This is a genomic window from Mycobacteroides sp. CBMA 271 (genome assembly GCF_009729205.1).
In the GTDB taxonomy this organism is placed as follows: Bacteria; Actinomycetota; Actinomycetes; order Mycobacteriales; family Mycobacteriaceae; genus Mycobacterium.
In genome coordinates this window covers 540,130-564,717 of record NZ_VTHB01000002.1, presented here as the reverse complement: position 1 = coordinate 564,717, position 24,588 = coordinate 540,130, and the positions used below count along the sequence as shown (strand labels likewise).

Genomic DNA, 24,588 nt, shown 5'->3' with positions numbered 1-24,588 from the left:
CCCTGTTCACGGCACGTCCCCGGTGCTATACAGAGGTTGAGCACCCCGTCGACGTGAGGTTTCGCCATGACGAACCGTTATCTCGAGGGCGAGCACGCCCCGCTCGAACACGAATACACACTGACCGATCTGGACGTGGTGGGCACCATCCCCGCGCATCTGGACGGCCGCTATCTGCGCAACGGCCCCAACCCGATCGGTGAGATCGATCCCGAGCTGTATCACTGGTTTATGGGTGACGGCATGGTCCACGGTATTCGTGTCCGGGATGGTAGGGCCGAGTGGTACCGAAACCGTTGGGTGCGCTCACCCCAGCTCGCCAAGGAACTGGGCGGAGACGCCCCGGCGGGTCAGTTCCGGATCTCGCCGATGGGCGCCAATACCAATGTCGTCGGCCACGCCGGCAAGACCATTGCGCTCATCGAAGGGGGAATTGCCAACTACGAGCTCACCGATGAGCTGGACACCGTGGGGGTGTGTGACTTCGACGGCACGCTGACCGGCGGATACACCGCGCATCCTAAGCGTGATCCAAAAACCGGTGAGCTACATGCGGTTTCATACAGCATGCATCGCGGGAGGTATGTCCAGTATTCGGTGATCGGCACCGATGGTCGCGCCCGGCGCAGCGTCGACATCGAGGTGAGCGGCAGCCCCATGATGCATGACTTCTCGCTGACCGAGAAACATGTGGTGTTCTACGACCTGCCTGTCACCTTCGATGCCGCGCAGGCGGCCTCGGCGACTGTGCCGCGGGCCCTCCGGCTACCGGCCCGCTTGCTGCTCTCGGCATTGATCGGCCGGATCCGCATCCCGGACCCCATTGCCGCCCGGCAGCCACTGCTCACGGGCGCCGACCGTCGGCTGCCCTACTCATGGAATCCGATGTACCCGGCGCGAGTGGGGGTCATGCCGCGCGAAGGAAGCAGCTCCGACGTCCGGTGGTTCGACGTCGAGCCGTGCTACGTGTTCCACCCACTCAACGCGTACGACGAGGGCGACACCGTGGTGCTCGATCTGGTGCGGCATCCGAAGATGTTCGACACCGATCATCTCGGGCCCAACGAGGGCCTGCCGACGCTGGACCGTTGGGTCGTCGACATGGCTGATGGGAAGGTCCGCGAAACACGGATCGACGACCGCGGCCAGGAGTTCCCGCGGGTCGACGAGCGGGTGATCGGTCAGCGGCACCGGTACGGATATGCACCCGCTATCGGTGAGGGGGCTGCCGGTGTGGGCACGCTGTACAAGCATGACTTTGTCGGTGGTGGCTCCGTGGTTCGGTCCTTTGGCGCGGATAAGGCATTGGGAGAGTTTGTGTTTCATCCGTCATCGGATACCTCGGCGGAGGATGACGGCGTGCTGATGGGCTACCTCTACGACAGGACGACCGACCGCAGCGAGCTAGCTATCCTCGACGCCCAAACCCTCGAAGACATCGCGAGCATCAAACTGCCGCACCGAGTGCCCAGCGGATTCCACGGCAACTGGGTGCCGAGCACTAACTGAGGCATTCCGCTAAGGAATTACCACGTATCGACGACGGACCTGCGCGGCGGTAGCGGCTCCCGCGTGGCCGCCGCGAAGGTCGATGCGATGAGCATTCGCGTCTCGGCCGGGTCGATCACGTCGTCGATCTCGAAGATCTGAGCGGCGTTGAGCGCCTTGGCGTTCTCCTGTGCCGCGGCAGTGGCCTGACGCACCGCTTCTTCCCGGGCCGCCTCGTCGGGAATCGCCTCCAGCTCCTTGCGCAGTCCCAGCCGCACCGCGCCTTCCAGGCCCATGGGGCCCAGATGTGCGCCGGGCCAGGCCACGGTGAGTAGCGGCTCCTGCAGGCTGCCGCCGGTCATGGCCTGAGCGCCCAGGCCATACCCGCGGCGCAGGATGACCGCGACCAGCGGTACACGCAGCACTGCTCCGGCGACCAGCATGCGAGATGCCCGTCGCACCAACGCATCTGCCTCCGCCGCGGGACCCACCATGTATCCCGGGCAGTCGACCAGCGAGAGCACAGGCAGCCCGAACGCATCGCACAACTGGAGGAATCTGGCCGCCTTGTCCGATGCGGCGGCGGTGATCGCCCCGGCCATCACCATGGAGTTATTGGCGAGGACGCCGACGGCGCGGCCCTCGATACGTGCTAACGCGGTCACCATCTCGGGGGCGAACTTCTCGCGCAGGAACGTCACCGAACCCTCGTCGGCCAGCGTTTCGATGACGGGACCCACCGGGTAGGCGCGCCGCGCCCGTTCGGGAATCATTGTCCGCAAAAGGGTTTGGTCGGCCACCGGACCGGGTGCTATCGGACCCTGGAAGTAGCCGAGCAGCCGTTTGGCGACGGCCACGGCCTGTTCCTCGTCGTCGACGACCACATCGACTACGCCGTTGGGCGATTGCACCGACAGCGGTCCCACGTCGTCGGGATGTACCTCGCCGAGCCCTCCGCCGGCGATCATGGCGGGGCCACCCATGCCGATGGACGTGTCCTTGGTGGCCACGATCAGATCGGAGCACCCCGCGATCACGGCGTTACCCGCGAAACACCTGCCCTTGACCACCGAGATGCGTGGCACCACTCCCGATAGCGCTGCCCACAACTTGAACGCGCGGACATCGAGCATCGACACCACGGGGTAATCGGTGTCGCCCGGACGTCCGCCGCCGCCCTCGGCGAAGAACACCGTCGGGAGCTTCATGCGCTCGATCAGATCGAAGAGCCTGTCCTTCTTGTGGTGACCGAGTGCGCCCTGCGTTCCGGCCAGCACGGTGTAGTCGTAGGACAGCACGGCGCACGGATTGCCTGCGATCCGCGCGGTGCCGGCGACGAGACCGTCGGCGGGTGTGCGGGCGATCAAATCGGCGACCTCGCGCCGGTGGCGTTGCGCGGCAATGGCGAATCGTCCGTACTCGACGAACGATCCGTCATCGACCAGATCGGCGATGTTTTCCCGGGCGGTGCGACCACCCGCGCTGTGACGGCGGGCAACCGCCTCCGGCCGGGCCGCGTCCTCGGTGAGCGCGCGTCTCCGCAGTAGCTCGGCATGGTCGTCGCGCAAGGGTTCATCGGCCATGGTGCGGACTCTTCCATACCGCTCGCAGAACACCCGAGAATCTGCGGGAACTTTTCCTCACCATGATTCGACCACTCCACCGGTGCCCTCTGTGGGCAGCGGGCACGAGAGCAGTCAAAGGAGATGTGCAGTGGATTTGGTCACCATGCTGGGGATGCCCGGGGACGCCCTTCGGGTGGCGCGTGACGAGTGGCAGCGGTCGCTCACCGATGTGGTGCGCGAATCATTCGCGGCGCACTTCGAACGCAACGGCTTCTACCGGGCCCAATGCGACGCCGTGGGCCTCACCCCGAGTGACATCCACGGATGGTCGGATCTGCACCGGATCCCGCTGCTTCCGGTCAGCATGTTCAAACAGGCTGGGGCACACGTGCTCATGACCTGCGGGCTTGAGGACGTCGAGATCGAGATCCGTTCCACCGGCACCAGCGGAGTGCCGTCGGTGGCCCGGCGCGACGCGACGACAGTCACTCGGGCCTCGGTCGGAATCTTCGGCGGATACCGGGACTTCTTCGGAATCTCGCAGGGCGCGGGACTGTTCCTGTGCCCGTCCACCGCCGAGGTGCCGGAGATGGGCATGGTGAAGATCTTCAATCTCCTCACCGGAATGTTGGACGACCACCGCTACATCGTGCGTGAGTACTCCTTCGACCCCGAGGAGGCCCTGGCGCAACTGCAGAGCTGGGAGGGGCGGATGACGCGGCACCTCATCGGTCCGCCGTTCATCATCGCGCGCTTCCTCAAATACCTGGAACTGGAGGATATTCCGCTCAGCCTCGATCCTGAATCGCTGATCATCATGCTCGGTGGGTGGAAGCAGTACACCGGTAATTCCATCGGGCGCGACGACTTCAACGAGAAGGCGCAGCGAGTGTTCGGCATTGACCGCACCCGCATCCGCGACATGTACGGGATGATCGAGTCGAACATGCTCGCCATCGAGTGCGAGCATCAGCGCAAGCATGTGCCGCCATGGTGCTACATCTCGATCCGGGACGTCACCGATGCCTCCATCGAGCTGGGGCCGGGCAAAACCGGCGGGATAGCAATCCTCGACGCACTGAACACCGCGTACCCGGGCTTCCTGCTGTCCGACGATATCGGTGAGGTGGACGAAGGCGACTGCCCCTGCGGTCGCACCGGACAGACCGTGAAGTTCCGTCGCCGCCGTCAAGGCGCGGAGCTGGGCTGCTGCGCCGTGAGCATCGAAAAGTACATAGACTCACGGGAAGTCGTCACCGAGTGTGAACTGGCGAACACCGGAGTCGGGGTCTAGTGCCCCGGTTCAGTCCTACGGTGGTTGATCACTTCACCAACCCCCGTAACTCTGGGCGCTTGGCGCAGGCCGATGTGACCGCCTTCATCGGCAACCCGGTGTGCGGGGATCAGATTCTGCTGACCGCCAAGATCCGCGATGACGCCGTCAGCCAGATGGGATTTGAGGCTTATGGGTGCTCGGCCTCCTTGGCGGTGGCGTCCATTCTCACTGAGCGTCTCGTCGGACTGCCGGTGGAAGCGATCGCGACCGTCGAGGCGACCCAGATCGCCGATTGGTCGGGAGGCTTCTCGCCCGAACAGCAGCATGTCGCCGCCCTCGGCGCCGATGTCGCGCGCCGTCTAGCCAACAACTACCGCAACGGAATTGACGAAGATGTCAGCACCATCCCTGGTTCTTAGCCCGCCCGTCCAGGCAGCGCCGTCCGAGATCTATCTGGATTACGCCGCCACCGCGCCACTGCACCCCGACGCCGCGCAGGCTATGCAGGACGCCCACCGGCTGGTGGGCAACCCGTCGAGCCGCCACGGCGCCGGACGTGACGCCGCCGATGCTCTCGCCGTCGCGCGCCATACCATCGCGCGGATGTTCGGCGCCGATTCCGGCGAGGTGGTGTTGACCTCCGGAGGCAGCGAAGCGAACACGCTGGCGTTGTGGGGAACCTTTGCAGCCGTGGGATTTCGGGGCCACCTGGTGACCACCTCCATCGAGCACCCTGCCATCCTTGCCAACGCCCGCGCGCTGCACGACCTGGGTGTCGAGGTGACGTTCGTAGATCCCGCGTCGTCGGGACACGTCGACGCCGAGGCGGTGGCACGTGCACTGCGCCCCGATACGGTGCTGGTCTCGGTAATGCACGCCAACAACGAGACGGGTGCCGTCCAGCCCGTGGGGGAGATCGCCGGTGTCGCGGCGCGGCGGGGTATCGCATTCCACGTCGATGCTGTGCATACCGCAGGCAAGTTGGACCTGACAGGCGTTGGTGCCACCATGATCTCGGTATCGGGGCACAAGTTTGGCGGCCCGCGCGGAATGGGTGCGTTGGTCATCCGGAGCGGACATCGGCTGTCGCCCGTGATGCGCGGAGGCCCGCAGGAGAACCGGCTGCGCGCGGGTACCGAGAACGTGCCGGGGGCACTCGGTATGGCAGCCGCGGTCGAGGTGTGTCTGCGCAGGGTGTCGATGGATTACCGCCTGGACGTGCGGGATCGACGTGAGCAGCTGATCGACGGGCTGCGTGCGGTGGGCGGGGTCCATCTCAACGTGGCCGAGCCAGTGTTGGAGGAGACCGTCAGTGTGCGTTTCGAGGGTATTCGTGCAGATACCCTGGCCGACTATCTCGACATGCACGGTATTTACGTGTCTACCGGATCGGCGTGTCATGCCGGAGAAGACTCGGTTTCCCATGTCTTGCAGGCGATGCGGCTCACCGAGGATCAAGCCCGTGCCACCGTGCGATTCTCTCTGGGGCCGGGCGTATCGCCGGAGGATGTGGAAACGGTCATCGCGGTTACCACTCGGGCGGTTGCGCGGTTGCGCGCCGTAGCGGGAGGTATGGCGCGGTGATCGTCGCCGTCAAAAACCTGGTGGCCGAGCGCGCCCGGTTCGTCCTGTCGGTTATCGGGGTGGCCGTCGCAGTCATCCTGGTGTTGGTGATGTCCGGCATCTTCGTGGGCACCACCCAGCAGGTGACCACCTACATCGACCACTCCAAGGGGGCGGTGTGGGTGGTGCAGCCCGGTGTGACTCAGATGTTCCGCGCGGTGTCTTGGCTGCCCGGCGACGCCAAGGGCCAGCTGCAGAACGTCCCCGGGGTGCGGTCGACCGACCCGATCCTCGGCCTGCCGTCCGATTTTGTGCACAACGGCGGGCACACAGCGTATTTCGTCGTCGGATACGACACGGGTACCGGCGTGGGCGGCCCCTGGTCGCTGTCGGAGGGGCGTAACGTCGCCGGCTCCGGCGAGGTCGTGCTGGACAGGGTGTTGGCCAAGAAGAACAAGATTCACGTCGGCGATACCGTGCAGCTCGTGGACGGCGATTTCACGGTCGTCGGACTATCGAATCAGACGGCTGCTGTGGGCAACTTCTACGCATTCATCTCCCTGCCGGACGCCGCACACTTGTTGCGGGCCGGAAATCGTGTGTCCTACTTCCTCGTTCAGCCCGCCGATGGATTCACGGCCGATCAGGTGGCGACCTCGGTCCGTGAGCAGGTCCCAGGTGCGGACGCACTGACCTCGGCCACCTTCGCCGAGAACAGTCGCGCCATTGTCATCTCGATGATCGGGCGGCCACTCAAGACGATGATCGGCATAGCCGCGCTGGTTGGGGTCGCGTTGGTGGGGTTGACCGTGCTCGCGGTGACCACCGAACAGATGAGCGATTTCGGTGTGCTGCGTGCGCTGGGGGTTCGCCCAGGACAGTTGTGCCGCACCGTGATTACCCAGGCCGTACTGATCGCCGGACTCGGATACCTGGTGGGCGCGGGGATCACCTACGGTGTGCAGTTTCTGGTGAAGGATCGTTTGGGAGACGTCACAGTGGAGGTCACTCCCACCATGCTTCTCGCGATGGCCGCCGCCACCGGCGCCATGGCCATCATCGGATCGTTGATCCCGGTCCGGCGGGTTACCCGGATCGATCCCGCACAGGCGTTCCGGAGGTGAGCCCGATGAGCTGCTGCGAAATTCGTGACGATGGTTCGGATCCGCCGGACACATCGCAAGGGCCGGTGCTGCAACTTGTGGGTATCGAGCATCAGTACGGAACCGGCGATGCCGCAGTGCACGCGCTGCGCGGTCTAGATCTGACGGTCAACACCGGTGAAGTTGTGCTTGTCGTGGGTCCCTCGGGTGGCGGCAAGACCACCGCGCTCCTGGTCATGGGGCTGCTCCTGACCCCGAGGTCGGGGAGGGTCAGGATCGGCGGCCAGGACATCGGTGAACTGGGCGAGCGGGAGCGCGCACGAATCCGGTTGGAACGTCTGGGATTTCTGTTCCAGGAGTACAACCTGCTCACTGCGTTGACGAGCGCTGAGAACGTAGCGCTCCCGCTGCGCTACGCCGGAGTAGGGAAGAACGCCGCTATGTCGCGGGCACGAGAACTACTCGCAGAGCTCGGATTGGCCCACCGGACCGAACACCGTCCCTCGGCACTCTCGGGCGGGGAGAAGCAACGGGTCGCCGCTGCTCGTGCGCTGGTGGCACGACCGGGATTGGTCCTCGCCGACGAGCCCACCGCCAACCTGGATTCGGCGACCGGAAAAAAAGTGGCCGAACAGCTTGCGGATGCCGCGAGAACCCAAGGTGCCGCGGTGGTGATCGTGACTCACGACCTGCGCCTCACCGATATCGCTGACCGCGTGCTGCACCTCGAGGATGGCGTGCTGCTGGAGAAAGAGGAAAAATGACCGAAATCGCTGTGCTTCCCGACGATATCGAGGTCGTCGAGGCCCTCCGAGCCGCCTTGAGCAGGCTGCTGCCCCCGGAGGATCTGGCGCAGGTCGATCTCGACGCCGTCGATGCCGACACCCCGCTGCTGGGGCTTCCGGTTGACTCCGTGGTGCTGATGGCGTTGATGAACGAGCTGGAAGACAGGTTCTCCGTCTTCATCCCGGAAGAGGAAGCATTCGGATTCACGGTGGTCGGGGATATCGGCGCGTTGATCCGCCAGCGTCTTGCCGATAAGGCGAAGCGTCGCGAACAGGGATGAGCGATAACGCTATTCGCCAGCATGTGCAGGCGAATGCGCCGGCCATGGCCACCGGTGCAATCGACTACCCCACCCTGTTGCGCTCCGATCTGGAGCAGATCGACTTCTATGACTCGCGGAATCACCTTTACACGCTGCCGGGGGCCAATCTGGTTCACACCACCAGGGTGCGCGCGGCGGCGCTCGCGGACCGCGGCTTGCGCCGGGGCGATCGGGTGGCCATGGTGGCCGCGAGCGATGAGGAGTATCTGACGACGCTGCTGGCGGTGCTGCTGCTCGGCGCAGCTCCCTGTGCTATCGCCCCGCCACCCATCCCGTCACGATTGGAATCGGCAGGGGTTGCGCATCTTTCGTCAGCGCTGGCGGTATTGAACCCTGCCATGGTCATCGCGCCGTCGCGGGTGGCGGTGGCGGTGACGCACCCGGTCGTCGTGACGTATGGCGAGCTGACCGATGCCGACCCGATCGATTGGCCGCAGCGGGTGCACGCCCAGCCCGGCGACGTCCACCACATCCAGCTCACCTCGGGCTCCACCTCGGCCCCCAAAGCGGTGCTGTTGACGCACGGCAACGTGGTGCACAACGCCAGCTCAATCGCGTACGGCACAAGGGTATTGCGTGGACGTGATCGGGTGTTCAGCTGGCTGCCGTTCTATCACGACATGGGATTCATCCAGGTGCTTGCCGCGCTCCTCTACGGCCTGCGCGTAGGGGTGCTGGCACCGATGGGATTCCTGCGAGATCCGCTGTCCTGGATACGGCACATGGCACACCACGGGTCGACGCACACCGCCGGTCCACCGTTTGCGTACCGTGCCGTGTTGGATGCGGTCAGACGCTCCGGCGCGCCATCGGATGTCGATTTGTCACGCCTCCGTCATGCCTATGTTGGTGCCGAGCCGATTCCGTATTCGGTGATGCGCGATGTCAGCGAAGGGCTTGCACCACTGGGGATGCGGGCCGACGCGTTGGTTCCGTGTTACGGCATGGCGGAAACGGTGCTCGCGACAACCGTTGCGCTGCAACCATTGCGCACTCGAAATAGTCCGGAGGACGGCGTGCCCGCCGTGTCCTGTGGACGGGTGATCGACGGGCTCAAACTTCGAATCGTCCGACCCGGAGGCGCGCTGGTATCCGACGGCGCAGTGGGTGACATCCATGTCAGCGGACCGTCGGTGATGCAGGGCTATCTGACTCCCGATGGCGGGGTCACCGTTCCCGAGGGCGGATGGCACGACACCGGCGACCGCGGATTCCTTGCCGAGGGTGAACTGTTCGTGGTTGGTCGACGCAAGGAGATGCTCATCGTGCGGGGGCGCAACTTTCCGCCGTACGACGTTGAGCGGGAGATTGACAGCATCTCCGGTGCCGGGGGAGTGTCGGTTGTCTTCTCTGTGCCCGACGAAGAACGCGCCCGCGAGTCGGTGGTCGCGGTGGTGGGAACCCGGGCAGCGGCCGATGAGTATGCGGAGCTGCGCACCCGGATAGCGGCGGGCGTGCGTGCCGCGTTCGGGTTCTCACTGGACCAGGTGGTGCTGGTGCCGGCTCGGACGATCCCGCTGACCACCAGTGGGAAGCGCCAGCGGCTCAAGGTGCGCGAGCAGTATCGAGCGGGTGTTCTCCCTTCCGTGAGAGGTTGACGTGTCGCAGATGTGTGATGCTGTCGTGGTTGGTGCCGGGCAGGCGGGCCTCGCCGCTGCAACAGCGTTGATTGACAGGGGATTACGGCCGGTCATCCTGGACGCGGGTTCCGAACCCGGGGGGGCGTGGAAGCACTACTACGACAGCCTGACTTTGTTCAGTCCTGCCCGGTACTCCGGCATGGTTGGTCGGTCGTTCCCTGGCGATCCGGATCGCTACCCGCGCCGTGACGAGGTCATCGAGTACTTGCGGGACTACGCGGTGCGGCTCGACGTGGAGTTTCGGTTGCGTTGCCAAGTGGCGCGTGTCGGCGAGGATGTCGGCGGATACGCGCTGACGACCGAATGCGGCGACACACTGATTACGCCGATCCTGATCTCTGCGACCGGCACACACGGAAACCCCTACATTCCAGCCATTCCCGGGTTAGAAAAGTTCACCGGTCACCAGTTACACGCCGGGCAGTACCGTGAGGCCGCACAGTTCGGTGGACAGCGGGTGGTGGTGGTTGGGGCGGGAAATTCCGCAGTGCAGATCGCCGTGGAGCTCGCAGATGCGGCGACCGTCACGTTGGCTACCCGTGGGGGAGTGCGGTTGGTGCCCCAGCGTCCGTTCGGGTTTGACATGCATTTCTGGTACACCCGAACTGGATTCGATACGGCTCCGGTCGGTTCATGGCTGCCGCGTCGTCCGACCGCCCCGGTATTCGACGGTGGCCGCTATCGAGCGGCGCTCGAGGCCGGACGTCCTGATTGTCGAAAGATGTTCACGGATATGGACGGTGCTGCCGTGGCATGGAGCGATGAAAGCACCGAATCGGTCGACACTGTGGTGTGGGCGACGGGGTACCGACCGGCCGTCGACTATCTGGCTGGATTAGGCACGCTCGATGCCTGCGGCGTTCCACGGCACCGGAACGGCGTGTCGACGACGCACCGGGGGTTGGGTTACGTCGGGCTCGAGTGGCAGCGGTCGTTGTCTTCGGCGACGTTGCGCGGGGTCGGCAGGGATGCGGCCTATGTCGTCGACCGATTGTTGCGTCAGCGTTGGTCCTCCACGCCGAAGAGCTCGGCGCCGTTGCGATAGAGAACTCCGCGCACCCAGTCGTCATCGACGCCGGGCAAGGCCCGAAGCCCCGTCATCGCCTCGGCGTATCCGTATGGGATGTTCGGGAAGTCGCTGCCGAAGAGGATCTTGTGGCCTAGGTCGATAAGCCGCGGGTAATCGGCTTCCGGGAACGGCGCCTTCTCGTCGGAGAATGCGGTGAAGGCCATGGTGGTGTCGAGCCGGACCTCGTCGTGCTGCGCACAGATATCGAGGAAGTCGCTGTATTCGGGCATGCCCATGTGGGCGATGATCAGGCGTAGGCGGGGGAACTGCTTTAGCAGTAACCGGATTCGCTCAGGTCCGGTGAATTCGCCCGGCGCCGGACCGGACCCGCAGTGGATCACCACGGGAACGCCGGCGTCCTCGATGAGACCCCACACCGGGGTGAGCAGGGGATCGTTGGGTGCGAAGGCGCCAACCTGGATGTGGACCTTGAAGACGCTCGCCCCGGCCTCTATCGCTTCGCGCACATAGTCGGCGGCTTCGGGCTCGGGATAGAAGGTAGCGGTGTGGATGCAGTCAGGCGTTTCTGCGGCGAACTGGGTGGCCCACTGGTTCAGCCAGGCCGCCATCTGCGGTTTGTGCGGATAGACCAGGGAGGTGAAGCGGAGCACGCCGAACTCGCGCAGCGTCGCGACCCGCTTCGACTCTTCGGCGCGATAGACGATCGGCCAGGGACGCCCTACCAGCGGGCCCACCGAGTCGAAGTAGGCCCACACCTTGTCCATGACGGGCTTGGGCATGAAGTGGGTGTGCACGTCCACAATCCCCGGGATGCCTAGCTCGTGCCAGATCTGTCTGATGGGCGCCGGGTCGAAGGCTGATTCGGACATACGCCTATCTATATCAACCGCGACCGTCGATGTTGCCGCTGGTATGCGCATGCTGATTGCTGTACGCGGCCGAAGCTTCGGGTACGGGTCGCAGCTCGGCGTGTGGGTCGGACAAGGCCGGCACAAGTACCCCCTGGGGGTACTTGCCAAGGCGTGGCGAGCACTGCTACGTTCGGCATGTCAGATACCCCCTCGGGGTATAGAAAGGAACGGACGAAATGTCGGCGACGGAAACTTACGACTGGAACCTCAAGGGCGACTGGTTCGATGTGTGCAGCTGCAAACTGCCTTGCCCGTGCAGCTTTGCGCAGGAGCCCACCCATGGAGACTGCTTGTTCACCTTGGTGTGGCATGTGAGCGAAGGACATTGGAACGATGTCGATGTGAGCGGTCTGGGCGTGATCGCCCAGGGCGAGTTCAAGGGGAATATGTGGATCGGCGACCCGAACGCCACGATGAGGCTGATGTTCTACATCGATGAGGCTGCGGACGCCCGCCAGCGCATCGCGCTGGAACGAATCTTCACCGGCAAAGAGGGTGGTTGGCCCGCCGAGTTCGCAAGCCTCATCGAGGAGCTGCGCGGCATCGAATACGTGCCGATCAACTTCACTAAGGCCGACGATCTTGCGAGCTGGAGTGCCGAGATCCCCGGCAAAGTGGACCTGCACGTCGAGGCATTGACCGGGCCGACCGCCGACCCCAATCGCCGCGTCACCACCGCCAACGCGCCGGGCGCCGAGGTCGGACCGGGCCAGGTCGCGACCTGGGGCGTCGTCAAGAAGGACCACTCCGTCGGGTTCGAATGGTCGCACGAGCATCGCGGCGCTTCGAGTAAGCATTTCCCGTTCGACTGGCGTCCCGACGGCAAGGTAGAGGTTGTGTCGGAGGAGCTGGCCACGGCGCAGGCGGGTGGATGCTGCTGCTCGAACTGAGAGCAAGTCGGACCGCGTCCGGGACGGAACTAGGGTGCGGTCCGACTTCGTCAGTGGCTTAGGTTGACAGTGTGCCGGCCTCGGTCCTGCAGTTGTACTGTGCTGGCAAGCAGATTCTTGGCAGACAGACGGGGTGGGCGATGCCGCGTGAAGGTCAGAGCGATGAGGTGCCCAACCGTTGGCGATCTCGCCGCTTCCGAATCATCGCAGCGGTATTGGTCGCCCTAGCAGTCGCAACGGGACTCGGCTACAAATTGTCCCGGGATCACGAGATCGTCAACGCGCGTGCCGAGCTGCTGCGCTCTGCGAAGGACCGGTGGAGCAGTGTCCCTGACGCCCGCAGTGCGAGCGTGGTTGCGCATGAGCTTGTCGACACGGCTCCCAAACTCAAGCATCTGCCTGGCGGTGGGACGTTCGGGGAGGCAGAACCCGAACTGCTGAGATCCATCAGTCGTGGACTTGCGCCGCACCTCGCCGAGTTAGCGGGAGCGAGCGGCCACGGATTCGGATCCCGCGACATCTGGACGTTCACAGAAGCCGAATCGATGCGTGATCTGTTCTCGATCCTCGATCAGGACCGAGAATCTGCCCTCATCGCCAACAGCTCCGCGTCGGTGCAGTGTGTGAAGCTCGTCGTGAACGCCGGTCAATTCGGACCGTACGACATGTGGCGGCCCAGCTCACTGGAGGTCGGCGGACGACTCAACCAGGTGATGCAAGCAGGCGGGGAAGATTCGAACCTGTTTGGCAGAGAGGCCAACCGATGGCGGGACGCGCATAAGGACGGCGTCGCCAACAAACTCGCCGAGAGCACCCTCTCCGTCTTGGAGCAGGTTCCAGGCTTCACCGAGACGGTCGGATACTCGTGGATTGCAGAGGATTTGGCGAAGGCTACCGAAACTCCGACTCAGTACTCGAGTACGGGTAGGAGTGCGGACGCGATGCGACAGCTCGTCGCCCCCATTGTCCTGAACAACTCATTCGCCCAGACGGTGGCGATCTTGCAAGGACTGCTCAACGCCCACCCGGACCTCGCCTCTGATCCTGACTTTGCTCGCTTTGTCACCGTCGGACGGATTGACGCCACGAAGCTTGCCCAAGACGAAGGTTCGCGAGAGGCAATCCGAAATGCCGAGGCCAGGCTGTCCAAGACCTACGGACTCGATTTCCGGGCGATCTCGGATCAAGAGCGGCTGGGCGGCGTACCCGACTGGCAGAACTGAAAGGGCCACTCCCGGGATCTATCCGGAAGCGGCCCTTGGTCTTTGGCGGGATTAGTTGATGCCGCCGATGTACCGGCCGCTAGGGGGCGAGGTGTACCGCATCTGCGGGCCGGAGTTGTTCATCGAGTACTGTCCGGTGCCCATCCGGGCGTGATCCCGATTGTTTCCACCGGCGCCCCCATTGCTCTCGCCCGCGACGGCGGACACCGGGGCAGCGGTCAGTTCGACGGCGGCGTAGGTCGGAACCAGGATTGCAAGACCGATACCAGCGACGGCGACAGCACGACGGACGTTGGTGGAGATTGTCTTCGAGGTGGCGGTGATGGTGGTCATTTCGTCTGCACTCCAATACTTTTGAAGATCTTCTTGCGATGCTTCTAATAACGTGAGCGCTATCTGATGCCATCCTGGATGGTCTGTGATAAGTCAGTCGGCTCGAAACGGAATAACCGCCGCCAGGAGACTGTTCGGTAAAGCAAGACAATCGAATACGCCAAACGCGGCTCCGCCACGGCCATAGGACCGGGGTGGGGCCGCGTTTTGTTTTTCGGGCTGGATTCAGTTGTGTGTGGGGCACGAGATGTCGACGTACACCGTTGAGAATGCGGTGGCGCCGCGCAGCCCCTCGATACCCGTCACGATGCACTGGGAAAGCGGGGCGTCAGCGATGCCGTTCAGCTGAACCGTGTACCCCTGGGCCTGCAGCCTGTCGACGGTGTCGGATGCGGAGGATCCGCTCCCTCCCGCCGCAGAGGCCTGCGCCGTGAAGGCGAAGGATGCCACGGCCATCGCCCCCAGCGCCGCCAGTGCGACCAGGAATGAGACCGCGGTCCGGGTGGCCGACTGGGCGAACGAGGTGATCTTGGTGTTCATGGCAGTTCCTTCCGCCGTGAGAAGTGCTAATGGCATGGATAACCACCAGCCATTAGTAGGTATTTCCTCTGCACTGTTAGATAGGGCACATGGTTACAAGTGGCGCTATCCATTAGGGGAGATAGGGTCGAGGAATGGGTATGAGCACGTCGGGCACGATCGCCGCACTCTTGGGCGAACCGCTTCCCGTGGAGCTGATGAACACCATGCGCGGTGATCGCGGGGACGTTCGTGACGCCCTGGACGGCGATGTCGCGGTGCATTCCTGGCTCAACGCGATGGCCGATCGGATCCTGGCCGAATCGGGTGCGCAGACTATTGCCTTCCCGCTGGAGGATGCGCGGTTTGTCGCCGCTGACCTACGGGTGCTGCGCGACGCCCTACGGTGCCTGGCGGCCGAAGTCACCGAGGATCCGCGCCCCCCGACATCCGGCATGACGCATGCACAGGCCGTCGCCGCGATCAACGCACTCGCACGTACCCGGGCGGAGCTGGTGTGGCCCACCGATGGCGAGCCCGCAAGAACGGTGACCGCGCGCGGATCGCAGGCACGGTTGACCGTTGGGCTGATCGCGCGTCAGGCGGTCGACTTCTTCGGTGGCGTGCAGCGGCACCAGCTGCGTGCGTGCCTGGCCTCGCCCTGCGTGCTCTACTTCGTCAAGGAGCACCCTCGCCGGGAATGGTGCACGCCGAGATGCGGTAATCGCGCCCGAGTGAAGCGGCATTACGACCGCCAAGCCGCGGAGGGTTCCTAGCCGTTGTCGGCGACCGCGCGCCGTTTGTCCAGGTACACCTTCGCCGCTGTTGCGGCGGCAGGCAGCGTAGACAAGACGGCAATCACCAGGATGATGACGTCCAGGTGCTCGCCGACGAACGCTACATTGCCCAGAAAGTAGCCGACCGTCGTCAGGCCAATGCCCCAGGCGGCACTGCCAATGGCGTTGTACAGCAGGAATACGGGGTAACGCATTCCGGACATGCCGGCGATGACGGGGGTGAAGGTGCGTACCACGCCGATGAACTGCGCGATGAGAAGTGTCTTGGGTCCATGTTTGTCGAAGAAATCGCGCGAGGCCGTCAGATAGCGCTGTTTGAAGAAACGTGCGTCTTCCTTCTTGAACAAGGCCGGCCCGAGCCGACGGCCGATGAAATACCCGCACTGACTGCCCAGCAGGGCGGCCACCGCGGCGCAGGGCGCCAGCACCTGGATCGAAATCGGGGAATTCGGCTGCGCAGCAATCAGTCCAGCAGAGAACAGCAGGGTGTCGCCGGGTAGGAAGGGAAACAGCAGGCCGGTTTCGATGAAGACGATGACCATGACTCCCGCCAGGACGGCGCCGCCGAACAGTCCGCCCTCGCCCAGCCAATACATCGGATCCATGACGTCCGCGGGTGCCAGACCCATGTCCATGGGCTGGAAGCTAGCCAGGCAACATTGCTGGACAGGAAACAACACGAGAACCCCGTCTGGCATGCTCTCGGTCGATACGGATGACGTCGTCTGGCGCCCGTGTCGGTGGCTCCTGGTTATGTGAGTGGTGTGACTCGACTATTTCGCGACACGCCAGTGTCGCGTGCGGGGTGGGCGTGCAAACGTGTATCAGGATCCTTCTGTGACTAAAGGCTCCCGTCGGCGTCGACCGCAATGGCGTGGGGAGCGGAAGGCAATCCTTATCCGGGTTCCATTGTCGGTGGCCAATCAGCTGTCGGCCGCCGCGGAGGCGTCGTCTGAGTCCATCTCCGACACCGTGGGTCGTCTCATCACTGCGGGTTTGGCTGACCATGAGGCTGGTTCGGCATGAAACAGGACCTCACAGCGATCGACCTCTTTTCAGGTGCGGGCGGGGGCAGCCTGGGCTTGGTCGACGCAGGATTCGATCTGGTGTGGTCGGCCGATATCGACCCGTACGCCGTAGCAACGCATCGGCGTCACCTGTCAGGAAACATGTTCGATGGGGACATCCGGACTCTGTCCGATGCCGACCTAGTCAAGTCGATTGGCCTGAAACCTCGTGAACTAGACATGCTGTTTGCGGGGCCTCCGTGTCAGGGATTCAGCATGATCGGCTCGCGAAAGATTGCCGATCTACGAAACACGTTGTACCGCGAGGTGTTACGAGCCACGGGTGCGATTAAGCCTCGGGTTGTTGTGATCGAAAATGTGCCCGGCCTGGTGACCCTGTCGCAGGGCTCGTATCTCGCCGCGATACTGACCGGTTTGGAAAACCTGGGCTACCGCGCAGCATGTGCTGAGCTGTTGGCTGCGCAGTACGGTGCACCGCAGATGAGATGGCGCCTGGTGATTATTGCCTGGCGTGATGACCTGGAAGTCCCTGCGGGATTTGGATTTCCCGCGCCGACGCATGGTTCGGACGGCATTGGAGACTTGGTCTCCAACGTCACGATTCCAGACGATGCGTATAAAGGCCTGCTGACAACACGTGCCGCAATCGGTGACCTGCCGGAAGTCAATGCAGGAGAGTCTGTTTCGGGTTATTTCGGCGCACCGACTCATGGTTTCCAGAGGGCGGCGCGGAGAAAGATGAACGGGCGCCGTATGCCGGCCTCCGAATTGCATGATCACTATGCCGCCGCGTTGACCGAATTGACGTTGACGCGTCTGCGCTACCTGGAGCCCGGGCAGGATTGGCGAGACCTGCCGTACGAACTCCTCCCCGGCAGCATGCAGAGGGCCCTGCGGAAGGATCACACGCGTAGGTACCGGCGGATGGATTGGGAAGGAGTTCCCCGGGCCATCATCACGAGGTTTCGCGATCCGAAGTCAGGGGAGTACACCCACCCCGAGCAGCATCGCACCATCTCGATTCGTGAAGCCGCGAGAATTCAAGGTTTTCCCGACTGGTTCTCATTCGCCGGAACCAATACCAGTAAGTACACCCAGGTAGGCAATGCGGTACCGGTACCGCTCGCAAAAGCGGTTGCTGCGGAGGTTATTTCGTGCCTTTCGGGCGCCGCGCGCGGCGAGCGGCTGTCACAGCCGTTCAGGCGTCGGCCCATTCCGTTCATCGGTCACTACGGCGAGCTGGTAGAGCGGTACGCGGCATGACCCGTCGCCCTGCCAGGTCGCAGGCCGAACGCGAGTTCGCGCGTCCGCACGTCGCAGAGTGGTTTGGCCACCGCGTATTTCCCTTGGTTGCCGATCACGCCGAGGCCCTGCGCGATCAGCGTGCGCAGTGCTGCCCGTTTCTCTCGCGCGTGGCAGAGGAAGAGGTCACCTGCGTCAAGAGCGAGAACAGCCGCGGAGTGTGCACGATCAGCGCGGTCAGCAACGGTCCCCGGCAGGACTGGTTGGTATGTCCGAACCGGGCTTTGGACGATGACCTGATGGACGCGATGGTTAGACGGCTCTTTGGCCTTGAGACCAACGAGGCGCTTCGCGTAATCCCCGTGACGAGCCTCCGCGACGAAGCCGTCCGTGACGGAATGATCGCCGATGCACTGAACCCATCAAAGCCGTTGCAATTTTTGACATTCCAGAAAGGATTCGGCGGCGAGATCTCATTGCCGCGCTCTCCGGCGAGCCCGGAGCTCTCGTTCGACATCACGGTCGTCGAGGTGGTGCCGTCCCCGGAAGATGCGTCGAGCGTCACGTTGGGGCGATATGGAGTTGTCGAGGTGCAGACCACCGACACTCACGGTTCGTACCGCCATGCCGTGGATGCCCTGCGTGGCGGTCTTGACCTTCACGCGAATGACTTTGCGAGTCAAGTCGCTGCGCATCCGGACTGGCCCGGCAGGCGGGTTGAGGGACCGAACATCAGCAACGTCTTTAAGCGAACCTTTTACCAGGTGATGTTCAAATTCCAGATCGCCCGGCGCGCATCGTCCTCAGGCTGCATCCTGGCGCTACCGCGGCCCGTCTGGGACTCCTGGCAGCCCTTCCTGGGAGCACCGGATGTCGTCGATATGGGGGACGGGACTCACCGCCTGCGCGCCCCAGGGGAGGCGATGCCGGATATGAGTCAGCTGGCACCAAACTGGATCTACGTCTTCGATATCGACGAAGAACCGCCCGCGGACGGTAGCACCACGCCCATCAGTATTCAGTTCGTCATCGCGACCGACGCGGCAACTCTGAGCCGCCTCGCCCTGGATGTAGCGCCAGCCAATGCAATTGGAGAATCGCATCACGAGGACTCGGTAGTCCACGCCCTGAATCGCCGGGTTGGGGTCCACATCGCAGATCTGCTCCGCTAGTAGCGCACCGAACGCGGCGATCACGGCATCGTCAGCGCGAGCTTCAAACACAACCCGGCGAAGTGAGAAGGGCACACACTTCGTCGTCGGAGACCTGATGAAAGTCCTGGTAGGCATTGCCGACCGCGAGGAATCGGGAGGGCGACGAAGCGACGACGAAATCGTCTACAAGACCACTGAATCGGTGGAATGCTGATCGTGGGGCGACGGGAACAGCTGCCACCACCCGCGCGGGCGCGGCCTTCCTGATCGTCAGCAGCGCCACGCGCATCGTGGCGCCGGTGGCGATCCCATCGTCCACGAGGATGACTGTCTTGCCATTGATTTCGACGCCACGATGATTCAGGTAGACCCTCTCGCGGCGGGATAGCTCGCGACGCTCACGGGTGGACACCTCATCGAGTTGTTCGGGGGTAACTCCCATCATGTGCACGATCTGGTTATCGATAACCATCAGGCCACCGCTGGCGATGGCGCCCATGGCGTACTCCTCGTGTCCGGGAACTCCGAGCTTGCGGACCACCAATACCTCGAGAGGTGCTCCGAGGGCCGCCGCGATCTCCCGTCCCACCGGTATCCCGCCGCGCGGCAACGCGAGGATCACCACATCGTGCATGGCGTACGGCGCAAGCATGCGGGCCAGAACGCGCCCGGCGTCCTGGCGGTCAGTGAACATCCGATGTGTGTGCGACATGGAAGCGTCCTTGAGTACCTCCATCTTCCGGCCAAGATGGCGCGCTGACAACACCTAGGAGCGCTGGACGGCCTCGAACAACGCGCTGCGGATGGCGGATACCGTATGTGGCAGCCACACGGCCTGAATTGGAACAAGTGGGGGATTGGCGATCTCGATGACCCGTACCTTTCCGCGATAGATATCCCCGGGGTCGTCGGTGACAAAGACGCAATGATCGGGGTGCGCGAGCACCGCCGTGTACGGAGGGGTGCCCTGCACCGGATTGACCAGCAGTCGGGGTTCGAAACCGCTACGGCGGCAATGCGAAACCAGTAGGTCCGTATAGAACGAGTGACGGGGCGGAGCCCACACCACAATCGGGAACTCGGCGAGATCGGTGATGTCGATGCGGTCGCGCAAGGCGAGGGTATGGGACTGTACGACGGCGATACGCAGCGGCTGATAGAGCAGCGTGTCGGTGGCCAAATCGGTGGGCATGTCGACACCACGGCGCAGCGCCAGATCCAGTGCACCGTCGAGCAGCCCGTCGCGCATGGTGCCAGGAAAGACCTGTCGCACGGTGACGGAGACCGTAGGGTTGGCGATCACTGCCGGCTCGATGAGCCGGTACACCTCCGCGCTAGAGATCGCCGGAGAGTGTCCAATTACGAAGGCCCGCTGTGGGTTCGAAAGATTTCGCGTCGTGTTGGCCAGTGCGCGTATCCCGGCGAGCAGTGGTTTGGCCCCGGTGTACAGCTCCCGGCCGGCATCGGTCAGTTGCAGGTTGCGTTGTGCGCGTGAGAACAGCTCGACGCCGAGATCGCGTTCCAGTTGGCGGATCGCCGACGATAGAGCCTGCTGGGTGATGAATAGCTCGGCTGCGGCGGCTGCCAATGTGGGGGCTTTCGCGGCGACCACGAACTGAAACAATCGTCGGGAGTCCAACAGGTCTGCCAGCGAACTATCTTCGGTGACCTCTTTCATCTGCAATGACAACTCCTTCTTGTGTATTCACAAGAATAATGTGGTTTTCCCTTGTGCAAGTAAAACCTACGATCGTGACAAGGGAGTGGGTGACGCCTGTGCTCACTCATCGAGGGTCGTTTCGGGTGCACGGAAATGGAGATAATCGAGTGACAAATCATTCACTAAATGGTAAGACTGTACTCATCGCTGGTGGCGGCAAGAATCTGGGCGGACTCATCGCCCGAGATTTGGCCGAGCACGGAGTCGGGGCCGTGGCGGTGCACTACAACAGCGCGTCAAGTAAGGCGGCGGCCGATGAAACGGTGGCCGCCATCGAGGCAGCCGGCGCAAAGGGGGTTGCCCTGCAGGGCGACCTGACCACCGGAGATGCAGTAAGCAAACTGTTCGCGGAGACCGTCGAAGCGGTGGGGCGTCCCGATATCGCCATTAACACGGTCGGCAAGGTCATCAAGAAGCCGTTCACCGAGATCACCGAGGAGGAGTACGACTCGGCGAGTGCGGTGAACTCCAAGTCCGCGTTCCTGTTCCTCAAGGAGGCGGGAAAGCACGTCAACGACAACGGCAAGATTCTTACGCTGGTCACCTCACTGCTGGGTGCGTACACCCCTTACTACGCGGCATACGCCGGGACGAAGGCACCGGTGGAGCACTTCACCCGTGCGGCATCCAAGGAGTTCGGGGAGCGCGGCATTTCGGTAACGGCGATCGGTCCCGGCCCGATGGACACCCCGTTCTTCTACCCGGCCGAGGGCGAGGATGCCGTCGCGTACCACAAGACCGCTGCCGCACTCTCGCCGTTCTCCAAGACCGGTTTGACGGATATCGAAGACATCGCACCGTTCGTCAGGTTCCTCGTCAGCGATGGCTGGTGGATCAGCGGGCAGACCATCCTGATCAACGGCGGCTACACCACCAAATAGTCACTGTTGCGCTAACGGCTCCGTCCGGGAGGTCGGAGTCACGGCTGGCCGCCGTACGTGTTTGGCGAGTAGAACGCTCGCCAGGACGACGGCGGCCAGTTCCGTCACCACACTGATGCTGGCATACGGTGAGGGATCCCAACCACGTTCAGAGAATCCGAACAGGCCGACCGTGCGGGAGAGGGCGAACGCCGCCAGCGCTCCGGCAGAACCCAGACCCGCAAGCCCCGTCATCCACCCGGGGGCGCCCGCCGCAATCAGCACGGCCAACGCGATGAAGGCGCTGCCCTGGATCAGGAAACCGGGGCCGATCGTCGGAATATGTTGGTATCCATGCATGTACAGGTACGCGTGGGCGTACCCACTGGTGGCCAAGGTCGCGGCCAGGCCGAGGCGAAGCGCAATGTTCATATGAGCTTGTCCTCCTTGATCGCGAGCGCCGCACTGCCCTTGCGGTAACTGACCTCGCGAATGCCGAGGATGTCTTGCAGTTGGCCGGCAGGCAGCGTCACTGGCTTCGGCGCGGGGCCGTCGCCCGGCTTCGGTAGGGGATACGCCGTCGTCGTGCCGCTGTAGAAGGTGATGTTTCCTTCGGTCTTGGTAAAGAGCTGGTGGACATGCCCATTGAGGCAGGTCACCGACGCAAACCGTTTCATGTAACTCAATGCCTGAGCGGAATCATCGGTACCCCAACCCCAGTCGGGATACATGGCGAAGAGCGGGATGTGGCTGAACACGATGATCGGGGTGTCTAAAGACAACGGTTCGAGGTCCTTGCGGAGGAACTCGAGCTGATCATCCCCGAGATGTCCGAGCTTCTTCAGATGGAGGGTGTTCACCAGCCCGATGATGTGGACACCGGCGATATCGAAGCTGTACCACCCGTCGCCGCGGGTTCCGCCGCCGAAGACGCTGCGGTACTTCTGTCCGGCGTCTTCCACCGAATCATGCTCTCCCGGAACGGTAAACACGTGCGGCGTGCTGAGCCCGGACATCATCTGCTTGACCTGATCAAACTGCGCGTCGGTAGCCAGATGCGTGAGATCGCCCGTGTGGATGACGAAATCTGGGGTGTAGCCGAGGTTGTTGATCTGATCGATTGCGCGACCGAACGAATCGACGACGTTGGGATTCGCGGTGCCGTTGAACCCGATGTGGCTATCACTGATCTGCGCGAAACGCAGCGTAGGCCGAGTGCCGCTGTTCGCAGGGGACGATCCCGCGATATGCGAGATAACCTCTCCGCCAACGACAGTCAATCCAACTGCGGCACCGAACCAGGCGGTGTGTCGGATGAGCTGCCGCCGCGTCATGCTCTGCGGATCGTTGTCGTCGGTCATTGGACTACCACCGTTGCCTTCATGAAGGGGTGGATGCCGCATACGTACTGGTACGTGCCCGGCGTGGCGAATTGGTAGGAGAAGGTGCCCTGAGCGTCCATCCCTGGCGAGCGGAACGATCCGTCTTCGGCCACCACGTTGTGCGGCTCTTCGTCCTTGTTGGTCCAGGTGACGGTGGTACCGGCGGGCACCGTCAACGTTGCGGGGTTAAAGGCGAAATTCTCGATGTGGACGGCGGGCCCGGCGGGAGCGGGCGCGCTCGGGGTGTTGCCGCGGGATGCCATGATGCCGGACATCTCCGGCATGCTGTGCCCGGTCATCCCGGGTGTGCCGCTGGCATCGGAGGCAATGGTGATCGACAGCGGTGCATCCGACGATGTGCTGCCGCCACCGGAACACGCTGCCAGCGGGATAGCGACCGCGACAAGCACGGCGTAGCGCGATGGAGAGCGCAAAAGCATGAGGGCCCCTTCCATGAACGAATCCGCGGTGAGTCGCGGACTACCACCCAGGGATAGGGGAGCGGGTTACACGGGACGGTCGGGTGCGAATACCTCGATATGACCGTTGGCCTCGCGTACCTCCAGCTTGGGCAGCGGCTTGGGCGCGATCGGCAGTTGGTGCGTGAGCACCCGCCCGTCGGTGCTGAACGATGTGGTGTGGCACGGGCACTGCAACCGGTCTTGCGCACCGTCGAACCAGAGCTTGCAGCCCTGGTGTGTGCAAACACCCGAGACCGCTTCGACCTGGCCGGCGGTCCGACGCACGAATCCGTTGACGAATCCGAGGTCGAAGGGACGCACCCCGCCTTCGGGTACCGCACTGCTGGCCGCGACGCGCTGCCAACTGCCCGTGTTCGGCACGATCTCGCCCGAGGCCTGTTGCGGATCTGTTTGTTCCTTCCGCACCACCAGACGGTCGGTGGTGACGGCAACCGCGGCGGCGGCAGCGGCTGCGGAGGTGCCGACGAGGACGGTTCGACGGGTGGGTGCTTGCCACCGCTTCTGGCCGGAAGGTGCTGGGGCATCACCCATCTGCTCGGCAAGACGTTCATGTAGATCGGCGAGAAACTCTTGGCTCGGAGTGTCGTCTCCGGGCTGACTCGCGCGCAGCTCGATCGCGGTCCGGATCTGCGCTGCCTCGAAATCGTCGGGGCGAAATGCCTTGGGCCGACGTCCCCGGAGTAGGTCGTCGACGTAGCGGCGTAGCCCACGCGGATTCATGATGGGTCCTGTTCGTGGATCTGGGCGGCTAGACGCAGTGCGCGGTGCTGCAGCACCTTGGCGTTGGCGACGGTGACACCCATGGTTGCGGCGGACTCCTTGATCGAACAGCTCTGCAGGAACCGGAGTTCCAGGATTCGACGATAGTTGTCCGGTAGTGCGTCCAGGACCGCCCTCGCGTGTTGCGGTGCCGTGCTGATGGATTCTTCGGTCTCGGGCGGTCGGTCGGCGATGTCCTGCAGATCGGGGATCGAGGTGATCTCGCGGCCCAGCGTTTCGCGCCAGTGTGCCGCCAGCACGGTGCGCGCTGTCGTCCGCAGATAGGCCCGCACCTCGGCCTTGGTGGCGGTGAGGCGAAGCGGGCGCAGCGCGGCGAGGAACACTTCGGTCGTCAGATCTTCGGCGTCCGGTTTGTTGCCCACCCGCGCGAAGATGGTGCGATAGACCCAGACGGCGTTGTCTGCGTACACGGACTGCCAGTCCGGATAGTGGTCACCACCACCCGGAACGGCCCGCAAGCCGCGCCGGGCGGTGGGATCACGTTGCGTCATCAC

Annotated in this window: 27 protein-coding genes and 1 pseudogene; 16 read left to right on the top strand and 12 right to left on the bottom strand. The window is 63.6% G+C overall.

What is annotated here, in order from left to right; genetic code table 11:
- Positions 1-66: 66 nt before the first annotated feature.
- Complete coding sequence (locus tag FZI91_RS08120; RefSeq protein WP_155938353.1) at positions 67-1,509, top strand: carotenoid oxygenase family protein; 1,443 nt, start codon at positions 67-69, stop codon at positions 1,507-1,509.
- A 17-nt stretch (positions 1,510-1,526) separates the two neighbouring features.
- Here the strand turns inward: FZI91_RS08120 and FZI91_RS08115 are convergent, their stop codons facing one another.
- The gene (locus FZI91_RS08115; RefSeq protein WP_155938351.1) at positions 1,527-3,071 is read right to left on the bottom strand and encodes an acyl-CoA carboxylase subunit beta; all 1,545 of its coding nucleotides are present in this window, start codon (positions 3,069-3,071) and stop codon (positions 1,527-1,529) included.
- 130 nt (positions 3,072-3,201) lie between these two features.
- On the opposite strand from FZI91_RS08115, the gene FZI91_RS08110 reads away from it, so the two are divergent.
- From FZI91_RS08110 to FZI91_RS08075, 8 genes are read left to right on the top strand one after another with little or no spacing between them, the layout of a single operon-like run.
- Positions 3,202-4,347 carry an acyl-protein synthetase gene (locus FZI91_RS08110; RefSeq protein WP_162526522.1) on the top strand — a complete coding sequence of 382 codons (1,146 nt, stop codon included), beginning with the start codon at positions 3,202-3,204 and terminating at the stop codon, positions 4,345-4,347.
- Positions 4,347-4,748 carry an iron-sulfur cluster assembly scaffold protein gene (locus FZI91_RS08105; protein ID WP_162526521.1) on the top strand — a complete coding sequence of 134 codons (402 nt, stop codon included), beginning with the start codon at positions 4,347-4,349 and terminating at the stop codon, positions 4,746-4,748. Before FZI91_RS08110 ends, FZI91_RS08105 begins: the two co-directional genes overlap by 1 nt.
- A complete protein-coding gene (locus FZI91_RS08100; RefSeq protein ID WP_155938349.1) occupies positions 4,723-5,913 on the top strand; it encodes a cysteine desulfurase family protein in 1,191 nt (396 codons plus the stop codon). Before FZI91_RS08105 ends, FZI91_RS08100 begins: the two co-directional genes overlap by 26 nt.
- Complete coding sequence (locus tag FZI91_RS08095; protein WP_162526520.1) at positions 5,910-7,016, top strand: ABC transporter permease; 1,107 nt, start codon at positions 5,910-5,912, stop codon at positions 7,014-7,016. The genes FZI91_RS08100 and FZI91_RS08095 overlap by 4 nt, the downstream gene beginning before the upstream one ends.
- A gap of 5 nt (positions 7,017-7,021) precedes the next feature.
- The gene (locus tag FZI91_RS08090; protein WP_155938347.1) at positions 7,022-7,759 is read left to right on the top strand and encodes an ABC transporter ATP-binding protein; all 738 of its coding nucleotides are present in this window, start codon (positions 7,022-7,024) and stop codon (positions 7,757-7,759) included.
- Positions 7,756-8,061 carry an acyl carrier protein gene (locus FZI91_RS08085; protein ID WP_155938345.1) on the top strand — a complete coding sequence of 102 codons (306 nt, stop codon included), beginning with the start codon at positions 7,756-7,758 and terminating at the stop codon, positions 8,059-8,061. Before FZI91_RS08090 ends, FZI91_RS08085 begins: the two co-directional genes overlap by 4 nt.
- 23 nt (positions 8,062-8,084) lie before the next feature.
- The gene (locus FZI91_RS08080) at positions 8,085-9,701 is read left to right on the top strand and encodes an AMP-binding protein (RefSeq protein WP_162526558.1); all 1,617 of its coding nucleotides are present in this window, start codon (positions 8,085-8,087) and stop codon (positions 9,699-9,701) included.
- Positions 9,702-9,711: 10 nt separating this feature from the next.
- Positions 9,712-10,788: an NAD(P)/FAD-dependent oxidoreductase gene (locus FZI91_RS08075; RefSeq protein WP_155938341.1), complete on the top strand. Its 1,077-nt coding sequence runs from the start codon at positions 9,712-9,714 to the stop codon at positions 10,786-10,788.
- Here FZI91_RS08075 and FZI91_RS08070 read toward each other — a convergent pair.
- Positions 10,743-11,642, bottom strand: coding sequence for an amidohydrolase family protein (locus FZI91_RS08070; protein ID WP_155938339.1), 900 nt, complete (start codon positions 11,640-11,642; stop codon positions 10,743-10,745). The two genes, FZI91_RS08075 and FZI91_RS08070, sit on opposite strands and share 46 nt — an antisense overlap.
- Before the next feature lie 218 nt (positions 11,643-11,860).
- Here FZI91_RS08070 and FZI91_RS08065 point away from each other — a divergent pair, with 218 nt between their 5' ends.
- Positions 11,861-12,574, top strand: a complete 714-nt coding sequence (locus tag FZI91_RS08065; RefSeq protein WP_155938337.1) for a DUF1326 domain-containing protein — start codon at positions 11,861-11,863, stop codon at positions 12,572-12,574.
- Positions 12,575-12,714: 140 nt separating this feature from the next.
- Positions 12,715-13,797: a hypothetical protein gene (locus tag FZI91_RS08060; RefSeq protein WP_155938335.1), complete on the top strand. Its 1,083-nt coding sequence runs from the start codon at positions 12,715-12,717 to the stop codon at positions 13,795-13,797.
- Between the two features lie 51 nt (positions 13,798-13,848).
- Here the strand turns inward: FZI91_RS08060 and FZI91_RS08055 are convergent, their stop codons facing one another.
- Entirely contained in the window at positions 13,849-14,130 is a 282-nt protein-coding gene (locus tag FZI91_RS08055) for a hypothetical protein (protein ID WP_155938333.1), read from the bottom strand.
- 225 nt (positions 14,131-14,355) lie between these two features.
- The gene (locus FZI91_RS08050) at positions 14,356-14,670 is read right to left on the bottom strand and encodes a hypothetical protein (protein ID WP_155938331.1); all 315 of its coding nucleotides are present in this window, start codon (positions 14,668-14,670) and stop codon (positions 14,356-14,358) included.
- Between the two features lie 134 nt (positions 14,671-14,804).
- Between FZI91_RS08050 and FZI91_RS08045 the strand changes: the two genes are divergently transcribed.
- Positions 14,805-15,425 (top strand): ABATE domain-containing protein, encoded by a 621-nt coding sequence (locus tag FZI91_RS08045; RefSeq protein WP_155938330.1) that lies wholly within the window; start codon positions 14,805-14,807, stop codon positions 15,423-15,425.
- Here FZI91_RS08045 and FZI91_RS08040 read toward each other — a convergent pair.
- Complete coding sequence (locus FZI91_RS08040; protein WP_155938328.1) at positions 15,422-16,081, bottom strand: DedA family protein; 660 nt, start codon at positions 16,079-16,081, stop codon at positions 15,422-15,424. The two genes, FZI91_RS08045 and FZI91_RS08040, sit on opposite strands and share 4 nt — an antisense overlap.
- A gap of 202 nt (positions 16,082-16,283) precedes the next feature.
- On the opposite strand from FZI91_RS08040, the gene FZI91_RS08035 reads away from it, so the two are divergent.
- The 3 genes from FZI91_RS08035 to FZI91_RS08025 are packed head-to-tail and all read left to right on the top strand — an operon-like array spanning position 16,284 to position 18,888.
- A complete protein-coding gene (locus FZI91_RS08035; protein ID WP_155938326.1) occupies positions 16,284-16,472 on the top strand; it encodes a hypothetical protein in 189 nt (62 codons plus the stop codon).
- A complete protein-coding gene (locus FZI91_RS08030) occupies positions 16,469-17,737 on the top strand; it encodes a DNA cytosine methyltransferase (RefSeq protein ID WP_155938324.1) in 1,269 nt (422 codons plus the stop codon). The genes FZI91_RS08035 and FZI91_RS08030 overlap by 4 nt, the downstream gene beginning before the upstream one ends.
- Positions 17,734-18,888: a NotI family restriction endonuclease gene (locus FZI91_RS08025; RefSeq protein WP_155938322.1), complete on the top strand. Its 1,155-nt coding sequence runs from the start codon at positions 17,734-17,736 to the stop codon at positions 18,886-18,888. Before FZI91_RS08030 ends, FZI91_RS08025 begins: the two co-directional genes overlap by 4 nt.
- A gap of 43 nt (positions 18,889-18,931) precedes the next feature.
- On the opposite strand, the gene FZI91_RS08020 is transcribed toward FZI91_RS08025, so the two are convergent.
- Both FZI91_RS08020 and FZI91_RS08015 read right to left on the bottom strand, forming a co-directional pair.
- On the bottom strand, positions 18,932-19,564 hold the full coding sequence (locus FZI91_RS08020) for a phosphoribosyltransferase (RefSeq protein WP_162526557.1): 633 nt from the start codon (positions 19,562-19,564) through the stop codon (positions 18,932-18,934).
- A pseudogene (locus FZI91_RS08015) lies at positions 19,554-20,548 on the bottom strand (LysR family transcriptional regulator). The gene FZI91_RS08020 and the pseudogene FZI91_RS08015 overlap by 11 nt, the downstream one beginning before the upstream one ends.
- Before the next feature lie 149 nt (positions 20,549-20,697).
- On the opposite strand from FZI91_RS08015, the gene FZI91_RS08010 reads away from it, so the two are divergent.
- Complete coding sequence (locus FZI91_RS08010; RefSeq protein WP_162526519.1) at positions 20,698-21,471, top strand: SDR family oxidoreductase; 774 nt, start codon at positions 20,698-20,700, stop codon at positions 21,469-21,471.
- On the opposite strand, the gene FZI91_RS08005 is transcribed toward FZI91_RS08010, so the two are convergent.
- The 5 genes from FZI91_RS08005 to FZI91_RS07985 form a co-directional block, all read right to left on the bottom strand.
- A complete protein-coding gene (locus tag FZI91_RS08005; protein WP_155938318.1) occupies positions 21,472-21,882 on the bottom strand; it encodes a hypothetical protein in 411 nt (136 codons plus the stop codon).
- The gene (locus FZI91_RS08000; protein ID WP_155938316.1) at positions 21,879-22,811 is read right to left on the bottom strand and encodes a metallophosphoesterase; all 933 of its coding nucleotides are present in this window, start codon (positions 22,809-22,811) and stop codon (positions 21,879-21,881) included. The genes FZI91_RS08005 and FZI91_RS08000 overlap by 4 nt, the downstream gene beginning before the upstream one ends.
- Positions 22,808-23,272, bottom strand: a complete 465-nt coding sequence (locus FZI91_RS07995; protein WP_239001895.1) for a cupredoxin family copper-binding protein — start codon at positions 23,270-23,272, stop codon at positions 22,808-22,810. Before FZI91_RS07995 ends, FZI91_RS08000 begins: the two co-directional genes overlap by 4 nt.
- A 66-nt stretch (positions 23,273-23,338) precedes the next feature.
- Positions 23,339-24,034, bottom strand: a complete 696-nt coding sequence (locus tag FZI91_RS07990; RefSeq protein ID WP_155938314.1) for a Rieske (2Fe-2S) protein — start codon at positions 24,032-24,034, stop codon at positions 23,339-23,341.
- On the bottom strand, positions 24,031-24,585 hold the full coding sequence (locus FZI91_RS07985; RefSeq protein ID WP_155938312.1) for an RNA polymerase sigma factor: 555 nt from the start codon (positions 24,583-24,585) through the stop codon (positions 24,031-24,033). Before FZI91_RS07985 ends, FZI91_RS07990 begins: the two co-directional genes overlap by 4 nt.
- Positions 24,586-24,588 lie beyond the last annotated feature (3 nt).

What these genes read in the sequence shown, in the direction of transcription:
- FZI91_RS08060 (WP_155938335.1), top strand. Translation starts at nt 12,715, where the DNA reads ATGCCGCGTGAAGGTCAGAGCGATGAGGTGCCCAACCGTTGGCGATCT.
- FZI91_RS08025 (WP_155938322.1), top strand. Translation starts at nt 17,734, where the DNA reads ATGACCCGTCGCCCTGCCAGGTCGCAGGCCGAACGCGAGTTCGCGCGT.
- FZI91_RS08070 (WP_155938339.1), bottom strand. Translation starts at nt 11,642, where the DNA reads ATGTCCGAATCAGCCTTCGACCCGGCGCCCATCAGACAGATCTGGCAC.
- FZI91_RS07985 (WP_155938312.1), bottom strand. Translation starts at nt 24,585, where the DNA reads ATGACGCAACGTGATCCCACCGCCCGGCGCGGCTTGCGGGCCGTTCCG.
- FZI91_RS08065 (WP_155938337.1), top strand. Translation starts at nt 11,861, where the DNA reads ATGTCGGCGACGGAAACTTACGACTGGAACCTCAAGGGCGACTGGTTC.
- FZI91_RS08120 (WP_155938353.1), top strand. Translation starts at nt 67, where the DNA reads ATGACGAACCGTTATCTCGAGGGCGAGCACGCCCCGCTCGAACACGAA.
- FZI91_RS08000 (WP_155938316.1), bottom strand. Translation starts at nt 22,811, where the DNA reads ATGACCGACGACAACGATCCGCAGAGCATGACGCGGCGGCAGCTCATC.
- FZI91_RS08055 (WP_155938333.1), bottom strand. Translation starts at nt 14,130, where the DNA reads ATGACCACCATCACCGCCACCTCGAAGACAATCTCCACCAACGTCCGT.
- FZI91_RS08075 (WP_155938341.1), top strand. Translation starts at nt 9,712, where the DNA reads ATGTGTGATGCTGTCGTGGTTGGTGCCGGGCAGGCGGGCCTCGCCGCT.
- FZI91_RS08040 (WP_155938328.1), bottom strand. Translation starts at nt 16,081, where the DNA reads ATGGACATGGGTCTGGCACCCGCGGACGTCATGGATCCGATGTATTGG.
- FZI91_RS07990 (WP_155938314.1), bottom strand. Translation starts at nt 24,034, where the DNA reads ATGAATCCGCGTGGGCTACGCCGCTACGTCGACGACCTACTCCGGGGA.
- FZI91_RS08050 (WP_155938331.1), bottom strand. Translation starts at nt 14,670, where the DNA reads ATGAACACCAAGATCACCTCGTTCGCCCAGTCGGCCACCCGGACCGCG.
- FZI91_RS07995 (WP_239001895.1), bottom strand. Translation starts at nt 23,272, where the DNA reads ATGCTTTTGCGCTCTCCATCGCGCTACGCCGTGCTTGTCGCGGTCGCT.
- FZI91_RS08100 (WP_155938349.1), top strand. Translation starts at nt 4,723, where the DNA reads ATGTCAGCACCATCCCTGGTTCTTAGCCCGCCCGTCCAGGCAGCGCCG.
- FZI91_RS08020 (WP_162526557.1), bottom strand. Translation starts at nt 19,564, where the DNA reads ATGTTCACTGACCGCCAGGACGCCGGGCGCGTTCTGGCCCGCATGCTT.
- FZI91_RS08045 (WP_155938330.1), top strand. Translation starts at nt 14,805, where the DNA reads ATGGGTATGAGCACGTCGGGCACGATCGCCGCACTCTTGGGCGAACCG.
- FZI91_RS08030 (WP_155938324.1), top strand. Translation starts at nt 16,469, where the DNA reads ATGAAACAGGACCTCACAGCGATCGACCTCTTTTCAGGTGCGGGCGGG.
- FZI91_RS08115 (WP_155938351.1), bottom strand. Translation starts at nt 3,071, where the DNA reads ATGGCCGATGAACCCTTGCGCGACGACCATGCCGAGCTACTGCGGAGA.
- FZI91_RS08085 (WP_155938345.1), top strand. Translation starts at nt 7,756, where the DNA reads ATGACCGAAATCGCTGTGCTTCCCGACGATATCGAGGTCGTCGAGGCC.
- FZI91_RS08005 (WP_155938318.1), bottom strand. Translation starts at nt 21,882, where the DNA reads ATGAACATTGCGCTTCGCCTCGGCCTGGCCGCGACCTTGGCCACCAGT.
- FZI91_RS08090 (WP_155938347.1), top strand. Translation starts at nt 7,022, where the DNA reads ATGAGCTGCTGCGAAATTCGTGACGATGGTTCGGATCCGCCGGACACA.